The following is a 14,021-nucleotide window of genomic DNA, read 5'->3' as shown; positions in this document are numbered from 1 at the left end:
GGTGCCCCGGCCGAAGCGATGGCGGCACTTCTCGCGTCGTGGTCATAGCCGACAGAGTGGCGCAGGAAATGCCACGTGGTCGAGGCCCTGACCGAGATCCGAGACACCCGCGCACGCCGAGGTCCGTGGTCCGTCTCATCCCCGGCCCCCTGCCGGGAGAAAGCCGCGACAGTCGCACGAATCTGTCTCACACTGAGATATGGCTACTGATTGGTTGCTCGACGACTCACGGGACCGGGCTGCACGTGACCGCCTCATAGCGGTTGCCGCGGAACTCATCGCGGAGGCGGGGATCGACAGGTTCGACGTCACGGAACTCGCGCGGCGCGCGCACTGCTCGAGGGCGACGGTGTATCGACATGTCGGCGGACGCACTGTGATCATCGAGGAGGTCCTCCGCCGCGCCTCCGGCTCCATCGTTGCTGCTGTGGAGGACCACGTCAGAGGCCTCACGGGGCGCCGCCGTGCCATCACCGCGTTGACCGTGGCTCTGGCTGCCGCTCGCCACGACCGAATCGCCTCGCAGTTCCTGCCCGCTGTCGGCAGAAGCGCAGAGTTTCACGCACTGTTGGAGTCGACCACGGTGATCACGACGGCCATTGACCTGATCGGCCTCGGCTCCCCCGACAGCGGACGCGCACAGTTGGCGGTCCGGGTCTTCCTCACGCTCCTGCTGTGGCCACCCGGTTCTGGCGAAGAGCGCCAGATCGACCTCCTCGCGGACCTCGTCTCGGGAACGGCCCCGGAGCGGGCTGACGGGGCCGTGACCGGGTGATACGCGCTCGTCGGCCACCGGGAGCCGAGGGTGACCTCCTCTCCATCAGGTGGTCATCTGCCGGTTCAGAGCCAGTCGTTGCCCCCGAGTCCGAGCTCGGACACGTCCAGCCCGGGGGTCAGGCCCGTGTGGGGTGCGAGCCCGTGCTTCTCCAGGACTGCGCGGATCGTCTCGGCCGCGTCGACGTTGAGGGGGCTCGACACCCACATGCCGTAGGGGAGGTTGACGAAGCGGTTCTCGCGTACGGCTTTGAGACCACGGCTGGCGGGGTGAGCCTTGAGCGCGGCGATCTTGTCCTCCACGGTCTGCTCGCCGTACTCGACGAACGCGATCACATCCGGATCCTCGGCAGCGAGGCGTTCCCAGCTGATGCTGGTCCAGGTGTCGGCGACGTCCTCGGTGGCATTTCGCGCCCCCGCCGCGTCGATGATCCCCTGTGGACCGCCGAACGAGCCGGACGACAGGATGGTGTCACTCGTGCTGTCGACCAGGAACACCGTCGGTGCGTCCTGCGGGGCGGGAAGGGCGCGAAGAGCGTCCACCCGCTCGGCCACCTCGTCCGCGGCTGCTGCGCCCGCGTCGGCGTTCCCGGTGATGATGCCGATGTTGCGGAGGTCGGTGTCGAGCGCGTCCCACGGGTCCATGGTCCCGCGCTGGGCTTCGCCCTCGGTCTGGCGGCACGCCTCCGTGAGCTGATAGACCCCGATATCGTGTCCGGCGAGGATCTCCGGGGTCAGTCCTCGTGACTCGGAGAACCCGTAGTTCCACCCGGCGAAGACGACGTCGGGTTGCGCCGCGACCACGTTCTCCAGGGTCGGACCCTGTTCGGTGACCTCGTTGAGTCCGTCGATCTGGTCGCCGTACGCCAACCGCAGCAGGTCCTCGTCCTTGGACGCCGCGGCCACCGCGGTGATCTGGTCGCGGGCACCGGCGGCCAGCGCGATCGAGATGATGCCCGGGTCATACGCGAACAGTTCGTCCACCGTCTCGGGGTAGGTGACCTCTTCCCCGCAGTTGACCACGGTGACCTCGCCCCCGGGACCGCCGCCGCCGGGTGCGGCGGCGTCGGAACCGCAGGCGGAGAGGAGCGCCAGCGTCACCGCCAGGACGGGTCCTGCGGTGATGATCGGACGTGTCATGGGTAGGTCCTGCCTTCTGTAGTGGTGGCGACCGCGTCTCCGAGGAGGAGGTGGGGTCGGCCGGTGCGGGGGTGGGCGACGATGTAGCCGTGGACGCCGAAGACCTCGTCGAGGAGCTCGGCGGTGAATGTCTCGACGGGCGGCCCGTACGCGACGATGCCGCCGTCATCGACGACGGCGACCGCATCGAAGTACCGCAGGACCAGGTCGAGGTCGTGGATGGCGGCCACGACGGTGGAACGCAGCGTCTCGAGCGCGTCCATCAATCGCAGCCGCCAGGCGGCGTCGAGGTGGTTGGTGGGTTCGTCGAGCATGAGCATCGGGGTGCGCTGGGCCAGAGTCCGCGCGAGCACCACCCGGTGGCGTTCACCGCCGGAGAGTCTCGTACAGGACTGGTCGCCACGCCCGGCCAGGCCCACCGTCCGCAGCGCCTGCTCGACGATGTCCTGCTCGCCTTCCTCCCCCAACGCCCATGGCGTGCGATGCGGAGTCCGTCCGAGGGCCACGGCCTCCGACAGGGTGAGTTCAGCCGAGGGCGCCTCCTCCTGACCCTGGACCGCGATCAGCCGTGCCCGCTGCCGGGACCGCATCCTGTGCACGTCGACCCCGTCCACGGTCACCGAACCCGAGACCGGGGCGTCCAGACCCGCCAGCACCCTGAGCAGTGTCGATTTTCCCGCGCCGTTCGGACCGACCAGCGCGAGCCGCGATCCGGACGGCACCTCGAGATGAACGCCGGAGACGACGATCCGCCTGCCCCTCGCACAGGACAAGTCGTCCGCGACCAGGCGCACGGCGCCCGCCCCCGTCACGAGGCGCTCCCGAACGTGTAGGCGCGGCGTCCCATGAGCAGCAGGAAGATCGGCGCACCGATGATCCCTGTGACGATTCCGAGCGGCATCTCCTGGGGGGCGGCGATCACCCGGGATACCACGTCCACCCACACCAGGAAGAGTGCTCCCCCCGCCGCGGCGACGGGCAGCATCGCGCGATGCGTGGCACCCACGACGAGGCGGGCGGCGTGGGGGATGATCAAACCCACGAATCCGACGCCCCCGGCCACGGCCACGAGAACCCCCACCAGCAGGCCCTGCGCGACGAACAGCCCGATCCGGAGCGCGCGCACCGGCACCCCGAGCGAGGCCGCCGTGTCGGACCCGGTCGCGTACGCGTCGAGCCACGAGTGCAGGAGCAGCCCGCTCACCAGAGCCACCGCGACGACTCCCGCCGCGAGGGGCACCGTGGACCACGTCGCCCCGGCGACGCTGCCGAGCATCCAGTGCATGACCGTCTCGGCCGCCCGCGAGTCTGTGGCCACGAAGACCATGAACGACGACACCGCGGTGAACGCCGCCGACAACACGACTCCGGCGAGAATCAGCCGCAGCGCGGTGAGCCCACCCGTGGCGCTCGCGACCGCATAGACGAGCACGGTCGCTCCCAACGCGCCGAGCAACGCCCCCCCGGACAGCGCCCACACGCCGAGACCGCCGAAGACGCCGAGCGTGATCACCGCGGTGGCACCCACCGCGGCCCCCGCCGATACCCCGAGGAGGTACGGGTCGGCCAGGGGATTGCGTACGAGGGTCTGCATCGCAGCTCCGGCGAGCGCGAGACCCGCACCCACCACCGCGGCGAGCACCGACCGGGGAAGCCGCAGGTCGAGGATGATGATGGAGTGCGCACGCTCGGCCTCGCCGCCGGTGATCGCCGCCCATACCGTCCGCCACACGTCGCCGACCGGGATGTGCTCGGCACCGAAGGCGACCGAGCTGACCACGCTGATGGCCGTCAGGGCGGTGAGCACGATCGCCAGTGGGACAGGCGGGAGCCTGCGGGCGGTACGGAACGAGGCCGAGCCCGCGTCGGTGACAGGCCGCGACCGACGGCTCGGACGAACGCCCACCCCGAGGCCCGTCATCGGGTGCTCTTCCCTGGGACGCCTCCACGGTCCCGCCGCAACTGTTGCTCTTGCCGGTGCCGTTGCCGCGAACGCCGCTGCGCCTCGGGGACCCGGGGACACGAGTCACACTCGGACCTCTGCGCTCCCAACCGGATGAGACAGCACGAATGCCGGTCGTGCACCAACGCGGGCGTGCCACCCAAGCGGATCATCGTCACCAGCGGTCGATCGGAGAACGCGCCGGTGACGACGTCGGCGTCCGTCTCGACCGCGCGTCGCCGTGGACCCCCCACGGTCCGGTATGCGGCCCCGAATGCGCCAGCGCACGAGGCCGCGATTCCCCCGAGAGCGGCCCTGCGTGTGACGGTGCCGGCGTCCACGCACGCATCCACCAGGGGATCGACGTGACTCCGGATGCTGTCGACCAGTGCGCCGGGGTCCTGCTCGCGACCGAGAACCGGAGTGTCGGGCAGCGACACCTGGAGTGTCGCGCCGGCGCGGTCGATCAGTGCCCACCAGCGGCCATGGCCCGGATGCAGGAGTGTCCCGTCCGCACACCACGCCGCCACCATGAGGCCGAGAGCCCGGCCGGCGTAGTGCTGGAGCGAGCACAGTAGCCCGGGCGCCGCGTGCGGGGTCCCCAGACTGTGGGAGTATCGCCGACCGAGCTCCTGCCATGTCGCGGGTTCGCAGAGCTCGGTGACGCTCCGCCAGTCCGGGTCGCCGGGGTCGGGTCGAGATCGATGAGGGACGGGCGATGCCTCGAGCGCCCGCTCGGCCAGGGCGCTGATCCCCATGCCGACGGGCCCATACGTGGAGTACACGGGTGGCCTTGTCTCTTCGGAACCTGTGCGCGAGGTTCGCTCGGATGTCGCGGAACCGACAGGTATTCGGACTCGGGATCAGCCCTCCCCGACGCCTTCCCGGAACGAATTCCAGTGGCATCCTGTCGGTTCGGTACCCCACACCGCTGCGCGCCAGTCCCGGAATCTCACCGGGTTCCCTGGCATCCGATCGTCCCCGTCAAGGGAAGCCGGATGCGGTCGGTTCCACTGTGGACGATAACAGACGGGCTGGTCAGGACGCCCGGGGGCCGCGCGATCACGGGTCTGGGGTCGAGCGGCCCGGGTGCTGCCGTGGGGTGCTGCCCTGCGCGTGGGCTCCCCACGGACTTGACCCCCGGCAGTCGCACCGGAGCTCACTGGTGGTGAAGGGCGACCTGATCCTGATCGAGCGGCAGTTGATCCACCGGCGGGGCGTCACCGAAGTCCGGCTGGGTGACCAGGACGAACAGCGCCAGGGCCACCACGTACACCGCGAAGACCCGGAAATGCCCGCGATAGAGCAGCCGTAGCACCAACCACAGCGCTCCCGCACCGACGACGGCGGCCACCACGAATCCCAGCACGTAGTCCTGCCACCCGAGCGAGAGCCCGCCGTCGAAGGCGGCGGGATCGAGCAGGCTCAGCGACTGCACGCCGGTGGCGGCGAGGATGGTGGGTATGGCGACGAAGAAGCTGAACTGCGCTGCCAGTGGCCGGTGCATGCCCAGCGCCAGGGCCGCGGCGATGGTCAGCCCTGACCGGCTCAGGCCGGGGAAGAGCGCCGCCGCCTGGGCGACACCGATCACCACGGCGACCAGCACTGTCATCTGGGTGGCCCCGCGCCAGGTCGTCTTGACCGAGTCCGACCACCAGAGCACGACGCCGGTGATCAGCAGCATCAGCGCCACAGCCCACGGCGTGACGAAGACGTCGGTGCCGTAGGCGCGGATGACCAGCCCCAGGACCCCGGTGATCGCCGTGGTCAGCAGGCCCAGCAGCGCGAGCCGCAGATGGATCAGGTGACGCAGCGTGCGCCTGCGACGCCACAGCCCCAGTTCGCGCCAGATGCCGTTGAGCAGGCGCGTGAGCGGTCGCCACATCACCACGACGACGGAGACCATCGTGCCGAGGTGCACCACCAGGTTGTAGAGGATCATCTCCGGGGTGTCCGGCGCGGGCAGAGGCGACCCCTCGGCCGCCAGCCATTGCTGCGCCAGCACCAGGTGGCTGGACGAGCTCACCGGGATGAACATGAAGAGTCCCTGGATCGCTCCCAGGAGGACCGATTCCCACAGACTCATCGAGCGTGGTGCTCCGCCGTCGTTCCGACCGACCGGGCCCCGTTGGGCGCATTATCGGCAGTGGGCGGAGAAACAGGCATACCTCACACCGTAACCACCTCGGCGGTCGTGCCCGCGGACACGTGCCGGATGGCCCTCAGGCGGCGTCGAGGTACAGGTAGTCCTCCCAGTACGGGCCGATCTCGCGCAGTTGGGACACGAGCCGCCACGTCCGGCCCCTCGGTGCCACCAGCGGAACCCGGAGCTCCCATCCCAGCTCGGAGAGGAGCTTGTCCGCTTTGCGGTGGTTGCAGGGCGCGCAGGAGGCCACACAGTTCTCCCATTCGTGTGCGCCCCCGCGGCTGCGCGGGATCACGTGGTCGATGGTGGTCGCGCGCGCGTTGCAATACCCGCACCGGTGGGAGTCGCGGTGCATCAGGGCGGCCCGCGTCATGGGCACCTGCGCACGGTACGGGATGCGGACGTACTCGCGGAGCATGATCACCGAGGGCACGCGGACGGCCGTGTCGACCGATCGGACCAGGATCTCGTCCGGGTGGTCATGGACCACCACCGCTTTGCCGCCGAGCAGCATCACCACGGCGCGACGAGCGGGAAGGGCTGTGAGGGCCTCGTAACCGGCATTGAGCAGGAGGACCCGCGGCGCGGCGGTCAGCGGGACGTGCGGGTCGGGGACGCGTTCGAGTCGAACGGGGGCTCGTGACCCCGGTTGTCGGTACTCCGAATTCTCGCGCACGGCTGTGCCCATGGTCGGTCTCCACTCATCTGCCCGTGCCCAGTCCACCATCAGCGACCGGGTCCGTAGTGAACCTCGCCTGCAACGATGATGCACCCTCGATGAACACTTCGTGTGCTATCGCCGCGCACAGGTCAGCCGCCTCGCCCGCGTCGCCCCCGGCGACCGGGGCCGACGGGTGGTGGGATCGGTCCCCCTGGCGGATCCCACGGGCATGATGGGGGGCATGAGCGGCACTACCTTCTACGACGAGATCGGCGGCGCGGAGACCTTCCGGGCGCTGGTCCACGAGTTCTACCTGCGGGTCGCGGACGACCCGGTGCTGCGGCCGCTGTATCCGGAGGAGGACCTGGGTCCGGCCGAGGACCGCATGCGGATGTTCCTGGAGCAGTACTGGGGCGGCCCCACCACCTACTCCGAGCAGCGCGGCCACCCCCGACTCCGGATGCGCCACAACCCGTTCCGTGTCGACCGGGCGGCGCATGACGCCTGGCTCACCCACATGCTCGCCGCGGTGGACACGATCGACCGCGAGACCCTGGACGACGAGCACCGGGCGGCGATGGTCGAGTACTTCACCCGCGCCGCCGCCATGATGGTCAACACCCCGGAGGGCATGTGACGTCGCCGGCCCACTCCACGCGGCCCTGGGAGGACATGGTCCTCTACCAGATCTACCCGCGCTCCTTCGCCGACGCCGACGGGGACGGCTACGGCGACCTCCAGGGGGTGATCGACCACGTCGGCTACCTGGAACTGCTGGGAGTGGACGGGGTGTGGCTGTCCCCCATCATGAGGTCCCCCGGCGCCGACCACGGTTATGACGTCTCGGACCCGCGGGACGTCGACCCCCTGTTCGGTGACGTCGAGACGCTGCGGCGACTGGTGGAGGCGCTGCACGCCGCGCAGATGGTCCTGATCATGGACCTGGTGCCCAATCACACGAGCGTCGAACACGCGTGGTTCGCGGCGGCGGTGGGGGCCGGCCCGGGCAGTCCGGAACGCGAGCGCTACTTCTTCCGCGACGGCCTCGGTGACGACGGCTCCAGGCCGCCCAACAACTGGCCCTCGGTGTTCGGTGGGCCGGCCTGGACGCGCATCACCGAACCGGACGGGACGCCCGGGCAGTGGTACCTGCACCTCTTCGCGCCCGAGCAGCCGGACCTGGACTGGTCGCACCCCGACGTGGGCGACGACCTCGAGCAGACCCTGCGCTTCTGGCTCGACCTGGGGGTCAACGGGTTCCGGATCGACGTGGCGCACGGTCTGGCCAAACCGGACGACCTGGCCGACCTGCCTGACGACGTGGAGATCGCCCAACTCGTCGTCGACGAGCGCGACGCGCGATGGGACCGGCCCGGCGTCCACGATGTCCACCGGCGGATCCGTGCGGTCGTCGACGAGTACCCGGGCGCGGCGACCTTCGGAGAGGTGTGGGTGGGCCCGGCCGACCGGTTCGCCCGGTACCTGCGCCCCGACGAGCTACATTTCGCGTTCCACTTCCCGCTCACCGGCGCGCCCTTCGAGGCCGGCGCGGTGCGCGAGGCCATCGAGGCGACGCTCGAGGCCTCCCGGATCGCCGACTCCGCCCCCACCTGGGCGTTGTCCAACCACGACGTCGTGCGCGAGGTGACCCGATACGGCAACGGCGCCCTCGGCATCGCCCGGGCCCGGGCGATGCTGCTGGTGGAACTGGCCCTGCCGGGGATCTCCTTCATCTACGAGGGGTCCGAACTGGGGCTGCCGAGCGACTTCTCGATCCCCCACGACCGGTTGACCGACCCCACCTGGGAACGCAGCGGTCACGCGGAGATGGGGCGGGACCACTGCCGCGTCCCCCTGCCGTGGGAGGGCACCCGGCCTCCCTACGGTTTCTCGACCGCCGATCGGACCTGGCTCCCCATGCCGGGCGACTGGGGCCCACTGACAGTGGAGGCCCAGCTCGAGGACCCGGACTCCACCCTGTCGTTGTATCGGGCCGCCATCGAGACCCGGCGGACCTTGCGGGGCCCGAGCACAGCGGCGGTCGAGTGGTACGGCGCGCCGTCCGGGTGCCTGGCGTTCCGCCGCGACGACGGGGTGGTGTGTGCGCTCAACGCCTCGGAGCGATCGGTACCGCTCCCCGAGGGCGAGGTCATCCTCGCCTCCGGACCCCTCGACTCGCACACCCGGGCAGGTGAGATCCTGCCGCCGGACACCGCGGTGTGGCTACGACCCCGCTAGTGGACGAGAACCGGGACGGAAACCGGCTCGGTCACGCCCCGCCGACTCGCAACCGCGGCAGGATCACGTCGCGGACCGTGTCCGGGTTGCGCTCCACCACCACCCAGCGACGGCCCAGGTCGCGGGCCGCCACGGCGGTGGTCCCGGAGCCGGCGAACAGGTCCACCACCAGGTCGTCCGCCTCGGACGCCAGCTCCACGATCCGCCGCATCAGCGCCTCGGGCTTGGGGGTACGGAAACCGTCGACCCCCGCGCTGCGCAGTTCCGCGCGCGCTGTGTCGGTGGACCCGACCTCCTGGGACAGCCAGACGGTCCTGAGCTTCTTGATGCGGCCCGCCTCGTGCCGGTCGCGCTGGTACACGTCGACCCGTGGCCCGGCCCGGCCCCGCACCGTCCGACACACCAGCTCGTCGCCGCGCTCCCCCGCCCGCTCGCGCGACCAGCGCCAGACGGCCGGGCTGAGATCTCCGAACACCGGGAGGATCTCGGTGAGCCCGGGCGCGGGGTCCACGGAGACCTCGCCGGTCTCCGGGTCGCCGTAGAGCGGGTAGGTCATGGTGGGCGTCGTGCGCGGGTTGAATCTCTTGTTGGTGTTGCGCAGGGGTAGCAACCGGTAGGCGACCCCGTCCTCGGCGGTGTGCGGGAAGTCGGAGGGGTCCACCGCCGAGGCCACCCCGCCGGACAGGCGGACGCGTTCGGGGTCCCGCGCGTACACCATGAGTCGGTCGTGGGAGCCGGCGAAGAACCTGTCGAGCTGACGCCCCTTGGGGTTGCTCTCCACGGTGAGGTCGGCGATGAAGGCGTCCGGGCCGAACACCTCGTCGAGCACGCAGCGGACGCGGTGGGCCTCGGCGTCGTCGAGGTGTACCCACACGGTGCCGGTGTCCGCGAGGAGCTCGCGGGACACCACCAGTCGGCGCTCGATGTATCCCAGCCAGCGATGGCGGGGCATGTTGTCGTGGTACCCGTCGAAGCTGCCGCCGCGGTTGTAGGGCGGGTCGAGATACACCAGCTGCGCCGCGCGTGTGGCCTGCAGACCGAGACCGTCCAGCACGTCACCGACCTCGGCGATCCTGCCCCCGTCACCGCAGAGGACGACCCCGGTGACCTGTCCGCCGGCATCAGGGAACGCCTCGGCGAGCTCGGGCACCGGCCCGTGTTCTCCCGGGATCTCGGGCTCGCCCCTCCCGGGCCACGAGACCGAGAACCCCGGGGGCGTCATCGCGGTTCGAGGGTCAGTGCGTCGGTCCTGCGGTAGGCCGTGCCGTAGCGGGCATCCAGGCGTAGCCACGCGCCGCGTTCACTCACCCTCACCGGTTCGCCCTCCGGTGCGCGGCCGGCCCGCTCGGGGACGAAGCCGCACATCACCATGGAGAACACCGTCCGCATGTCCACCGCCACGGGGCTGTCGGTGTCCGCGCGGACGGTGAGCACGTCCTGGTCCAGCAAGGAGGGCGGCAGACCGGCCGGCCCCGCGCTCTCCCGGGCCGCATCGCGCCCGGACTCGGTGAGATCGAGCAGCACCTGCGCGGGGATCGCCTCGACCATCTGGAACCCGTCGGTGGGCGGGAGCAGCCCCTGCCACGAGGAGGTGAGGGGCATCCCGGGATCGACGCGTCCCTCGGCGTCGCCGCGCGGCAGGAGATCGAACTCGGTGAGCAGGTGGTCGGCTCCACACACCACGTCGCCCCGCGGGCAGTGCCCACCGACCGCGCGGACCACCAGGGCGCCGAAGGGCGTCCGGGACCACACGCGCATCCTGCCGTCGTCACCGCTGGTCAACCGCACCACCGCCGCCTCGTCGAGCCGCAGCAGTCGGCGCAGGAGGGTCCGCAGGTCGTCCCTGTCGGCGGGGTCGGGGACCGCGATCGCCTCGCCCCCTCCACCGCCGCGCACCGGCATGGTCACGCCGGATCTCCGTGACGGAACTGCATCAGATGCTCTCGCTCGTCCCGGGTGAACCGGCGCGGCCGCTGGGTGGCGAGGTCGAACGCCGCGATCGTGGACGTGCACTCCACCGCCGGGGGCGCCGAGTCCGGGGTGGCGCGCCCGCGGACCTCGTGACGGGCGACGAACATGGCCGCGCCGACCTTCTCGCACCACATGCGGACCCGGATCGGGCCGTCAGCGCGGGTGACCTGACCGCGGTATCTCACGGCGAGCTCGGTCATCACGGCGCCGGCGGTGAGCGTCGCGGTGGGGATGCCCTCCTCGAAGAGCCACGGGATCCGGGCCTCTTCGAGGAGCGTGATCATCCGCGCGTGGTTGACGTGATGGTAGAGGTCCTGGTCCGACCAGCGGACGGGCAGCGCCGCGGTGAACACGCGGCGTCCCGGCTCACCCGAGATTCCGAGGGGTCCCCCGGCCTCGTAGACGAGCTGTTCGGTCACTCCGAGGGCCTCTCGTCGGTGATCGCCGCCCGCTGGTGCGCTGCCTCGAGGACGTGTCGCACCCCTGTCGGTATCTCCACGGCCGTAGAGGTCGACGCGTCGTAGGCGACCATCACCACGCGCAGCGCGCAGCAGATCTCCCCCGCGGCGTCGAAGATCGTCTGCCGGATCTGGTACGAGGTGGTCCCGACGTGTTCGACCTCGATCTCGACGTCCACAGACGTCGAGTCCCGCAGGACCGGGCGGAGGTGGTCGATCTCGACCCGGCGGACGACCTGCGGCAGGTTGCCCAGACCGAACGGGCCGAACCTGCTGCGGACGAACAGGATCCGGGCCTCCTGTGCGTACTCGATGTACTTGACGTTGTTGACGTGCCCGAACTGGTCGAAGTCCGCCCACCGCACCTGCAGGGTGCAACGGAACGTCCCCCGGTCCGGGGTCTGATCACCGGGACTCATCTCGCCTCCTCGCTCCCGCCGAGTAACGCCGCGCGCTCCTCGGGACTGATCTCGAGTGTCGTGGTCTCGTCCGGCGCCGTCACCACCAGAACGGTGTCGACGACCGCACACGGTTCCGGGCCCGTGGAGTCCGAACCGATCGAGGTCCTCATGGTGAAGGACGTGCGCCCGACCCGCAGGACCTCCACGTCGACCCAGACGCTCGTGGCGCCGTACCCGATGACGCGGCGGAAGTCGATCTCCATCCACCGTGCCAGCGCGATCGGCACCCGCGACCCGGGCACGCCGAACCTGTCCCGGAACCACATCAGTCTGGCGTCCTGGGAGAACTCCTGGAACCGCACATTGTTGACGTGTTGTCCCACGAAGTCCGCGATGCGAAGCGGGATGTGGACCCGGTGGACCTCGCCGGGGGTCCGCGTCTCGGGCGCGGCGTGCGATCCCATCTGCGTCAGTCCCGGGTGAGCTTGCGGTGGGTGACCCGGTGCGGGCGGGCGGCGTCCGGGCCGAGGCGATCGACTTTGTTCTGCTCGTAGCCCTCGAAGTTGCCCTCGAACCAATACCACTGCCCCTCTGCGACGTTCCCCTCCCACGCGAGGATGTGGGTACAGGTGCGGTCGAGGAACCAGCGGTCGTGCGAGATCACCACGGCGCAGCCGGGGAAGTCCTCGAGGGCGTTCTCGAGGCTGCCCAGGGTCTCGGTGTCCAGGTCGTTGGTCGGCTCGTCCAGCAGGATCAGGTTGCCGCCGACCTTGAGGGTCAGGGCCAGGTTCAATCGGTTGCGCTCACCGCCCGAGAGCACGCCGGCCTTCTTCTGCTGGTCCGGGCCCTTGAAGCCGAAGGCGCTCACGTAAGCGCGCGAGGGCATCTCGTTCTGCCCGACCTCGATGAAGTCGTTGCCCTCCGACACGACCTCCCACACGGACTTCTCGGGGTCAATGTTCGCGCGGGACTGGTCGACGTAACTCAGCTTGACCGTGTCTCCCACCCGGACGGAACCGGCGTCCGGCTCCTCGAGTCCGACGATCGTCTTGAACAGGGTGGTCTTACCCACGCCGTTGGGGCCGATCACGCCGACGATGCCGTTACGCGGCAGCGTGAACGACAGATCCTTGATCAGCACGCGGTCGTCGAAGCCCTTCCGGAGATTGTCGACCTCGACGACCACGTTGCCCAGCCGCGGCGGGGTGGGGATCTGGATCTCCTCGAAGTCCAGCTTGCGGTGCTTCTCGGCCTCCGCCGCCATCTCCTCGTACTTAGCCAGACGCGCCTTGGACTTGGACTGGCGGGCCTTGGCACCGGAGCGGACCCACTCGAGTTCGGCCTTGAGACGCTTCTGCAGCTTCTGGTCCTTCTTGCCCTGCACCTCGAGGCGCTCGGCCTTCTTCTCCAGATAGGTGGAGTAGTTGCCCTCGTAGGGGTGCAGCTTGCCGCGGTCGACCTCACAGATCCACTGCGCCACGTGGTCGAGGAAGTAACGGTCGTGGGTGACGGCCAGGACGGCGCCCGGGTAGGCGGCCAGGTGCTGCTCCAACCACAGCACCGACTCGGCGTCGAGGTGGTTGGTGGGCTCGTCCAGCAGGAGCAGATCGGGCTTGCTCAGCAGCAGCTTGCACAGCGCGACGCGGCGCATCTCACCACCGGACAGGTGGGTGACGGGAGAGTCGCCCGGCGGGCAGCGCAGCGCGTCCATGGCCTGCTCGATCTGGGAATCCACGTCCCAGGCGTCCACCGCGTCGAGCTGCTCCTGCAGCCGCCCCATCTCCTCCATGAGCTCGTCGGTGTAATCGGTGGCCATCTCCTCGGCCACCGCGTTGTACCGGCGGAGCTGCACCATGGTCTCGCCGAGGCCGTCCTCGACGTTCTCCTTGACGGTCTTGCTCTCGTCGAGCACCGGCTCCTGCATGAGGATGCCGACGCTGGCCTCGGGGTCGAGGAACGCCTCGCCGTTGGAGGGCTGATCCAGGCCGGCCATGATCTTGAGGATCGAGGACTTACCCGCGCCGTTGGGGCCCACGACGCCGATCTTCGCACCGGGGTAGAAGGACATCGTCACGTCGTCGAGGATCACCTTGTCCCCGTGCGCCTTGCGGACCTTCTTCATGGTGTAGATAAACTCGGCCATTCTACCCTCTCACCTGCGGAAATAATTCACCTCGCCGCAGCCGGGCCGCGGGCACGACCCCATGTTACGTGCCCGCCCGCAGCCCCGGTGAGCCCGGCGGAGGGGCTACCCGCGGCCGCTCGGGTTCAGATCCGGCCGGCCCCCGCC

Annotated in this window: 15 protein-coding genes and 1 riboswitch; of the genes, 3 read left to right on the top strand and 12 right to left on the bottom strand. The window is 70.0% G+C overall.

Annotation, left to right across the window (positions count from 1 at the left end; all coding sequences use genetic code 11):
- The first annotated feature begins 199 nt into the window (after nucleotides 1–199).
- Complete coding sequence (locus tag IY392_RS01010) at nucleotides 200–775, top strand: TetR/AcrR family transcriptional regulator (protein ID WP_182613726.1); 576 nt, start codon at nucleotides 200–202, stop codon at nucleotides 773–775.
- A 65-nt stretch (nucleotides 776–840) separates the two neighbouring features.
- Here the strand turns inward: IY392_RS01010 and IY392_RS01005 are convergent, their stop codons facing one another.
- The 6 genes from IY392_RS01005 to IY392_RS00980 form a co-directional block, all read right to left on the bottom strand.
- The gene (locus IY392_RS01005) at nucleotides 841–1,914 is read right to left on the bottom strand and encodes an ABC transporter substrate-binding protein (protein ID WP_194860289.1); all 1,074 of its coding nucleotides are present in this window, start codon (nucleotides 1,912–1,914) and stop codon (nucleotides 841–843) included.
- A complete protein-coding gene (locus IY392_RS01000; protein WP_107756059.1) occupies nucleotides 1,911–2,726 on the bottom strand; it encodes an ABC transporter ATP-binding protein in 816 nt (271 codons plus the stop codon). The genes IY392_RS01005 and IY392_RS01000 overlap by 4 nt, the downstream gene beginning before the upstream one ends.
- The gene (locus IY392_RS00995; protein WP_231750508.1) at nucleotides 2,723–3,835 is read right to left on the bottom strand and encodes an iron ABC transporter permease; all 1,113 of its coding nucleotides are present in this window, start codon (nucleotides 3,833–3,835) and stop codon (nucleotides 2,723–2,725) included. Before IY392_RS00995 ends, IY392_RS01000 begins: the two co-directional genes overlap by 4 nt.
- Nucleotides 3,832–4,641 carry a hypothetical protein gene (locus IY392_RS00990; protein ID WP_194860288.1) on the bottom strand — a complete coding sequence of 270 codons (810 nt, stop codon included), beginning with the start codon at nucleotides 4,639–4,641 and terminating at the stop codon, nucleotides 3,832–3,834. Before IY392_RS00990 ends, IY392_RS00995 begins: the two co-directional genes overlap by 4 nt.
- A gap of 39 nt (nucleotides 4,642–4,680) precedes the next feature.
- Nucleotides 4,681–4,870: riboswitch (cobalamin riboswitch) on the bottom strand.
- A 145-nt stretch (nucleotides 4,871–5,015) separates the two neighbouring features.
- Nucleotides 5,016–5,942 carry an undecaprenyl-diphosphate phosphatase gene (locus IY392_RS00985; RefSeq protein ID WP_182613723.1) on the bottom strand — a complete coding sequence of 309 codons (927 nt, stop codon included), beginning with the start codon at nucleotides 5,940–5,942 and terminating at the stop codon, nucleotides 5,016–5,018.
- Nucleotides 5,943–6,078: 136 nt separating this feature from the next.
- Nucleotides 6,079–6,690 (bottom strand): HNH endonuclease, encoded by a 612-nt coding sequence (locus IY392_RS00980; RefSeq protein WP_107756056.1) that lies wholly within the window; start codon nucleotides 6,688–6,690, stop codon nucleotides 6,079–6,081.
- A 214-nt stretch (nucleotides 6,691–6,904) separates the two neighbouring features.
- Here IY392_RS00980 and IY392_RS00975 point away from each other — a divergent pair, with 214 nt between their 5' ends.
- Both IY392_RS00975 and IY392_RS00970 read left to right on the top strand, forming a co-directional pair.
- The gene (locus IY392_RS00975; protein WP_107758022.1) at nucleotides 6,905–7,300 is read left to right on the top strand and encodes a globin; all 396 of its coding nucleotides are present in this window, start codon (nucleotides 6,905–6,907) and stop codon (nucleotides 7,298–7,300) included.
- A 35-nt stretch (nucleotides 7,301–7,335) separates the two neighbouring features.
- On the top strand, nucleotides 7,336–8,901 hold the full coding sequence (locus IY392_RS00970) for a glycoside hydrolase family 13 protein (protein WP_228548866.1): 1,566 nt from the start codon (nucleotides 7,336–7,338) through the stop codon (nucleotides 8,899–8,901).
- Between the two features lie 31 nt (nucleotides 8,902–8,932).
- Here the strand turns inward: IY392_RS00970 and IY392_RS00965 are convergent, their stop codons facing one another.
- Genes IY392_RS00965 through ettA form a run of 6 tightly spaced genes read right to left on the bottom strand, consistent with a single transcriptional unit; the run spans nucleotide 8,933 to nucleotide 13,874 of the window.
- Nucleotides 8,933–10,123: a site-specific DNA-methyltransferase gene (locus tag IY392_RS00965; protein WP_107756054.1), complete on the bottom strand. Its 1,191-nt coding sequence runs from the start codon at nucleotides 10,121–10,123 to the stop codon at nucleotides 8,933–8,935.
- Nucleotides 10,120–10,803: a hypothetical protein gene (locus IY392_RS00960; RefSeq protein WP_194860300.1), complete on the bottom strand. Its 684-nt coding sequence runs from the start codon at nucleotides 10,801–10,803 to the stop codon at nucleotides 10,120–10,122. The genes IY392_RS00965 and IY392_RS00960 overlap by 4 nt, the downstream gene beginning before the upstream one ends.
- A 2-nt stretch (nucleotides 10,804–10,805) precedes the next feature.
- Nucleotides 10,806–11,291: a thioesterase family protein gene (locus IY392_RS00955; RefSeq protein ID WP_182613722.1), complete on the bottom strand. Its 486-nt coding sequence runs from the start codon at nucleotides 11,289–11,291 to the stop codon at nucleotides 10,806–10,808.
- Nucleotides 11,288–11,749 (bottom strand): thioesterase family protein, encoded by a 462-nt coding sequence (locus IY392_RS00950; RefSeq protein WP_107756053.1) that lies wholly within the window; start codon nucleotides 11,747–11,749, stop codon nucleotides 11,288–11,290. The genes IY392_RS00955 and IY392_RS00950 overlap by 4 nt, the downstream gene beginning before the upstream one ends.
- Nucleotides 11,746–12,195, bottom strand: a complete 450-nt coding sequence (locus IY392_RS00945) for a thioesterase family protein (protein ID WP_107756052.1) — start codon at nucleotides 12,193–12,195, stop codon at nucleotides 11,746–11,748. The genes IY392_RS00950 and IY392_RS00945 overlap by 4 nt, the downstream gene beginning before the upstream one ends.
- A 5-nt stretch (nucleotides 12,196–12,200) precedes the next feature.
- On the bottom strand, nucleotides 12,201–13,874 hold the full coding sequence (gene ettA, locus IY392_RS00940; protein ID WP_107756051.1) for an energy-dependent translational throttle protein EttA: 1,674 nt from the start codon (nucleotides 13,872–13,874) through the stop codon (nucleotides 12,201–12,203).
- Between the last annotated feature and the right edge of the window lie 147 nt (nucleotides 13,875–14,021).

The organism is Dietzia sp. SYD-A1 (assembly GCF_015356725.1).
Taxonomy (GTDB): domain Bacteria; phylum Actinomycetota; class Actinomycetes; order Mycobacteriales; family Mycobacteriaceae; genus Dietzia.
Note: the sequence above shows the minus strand (reverse complement) of the source record. Positions and strands in the feature narration are given on the sequence as shown.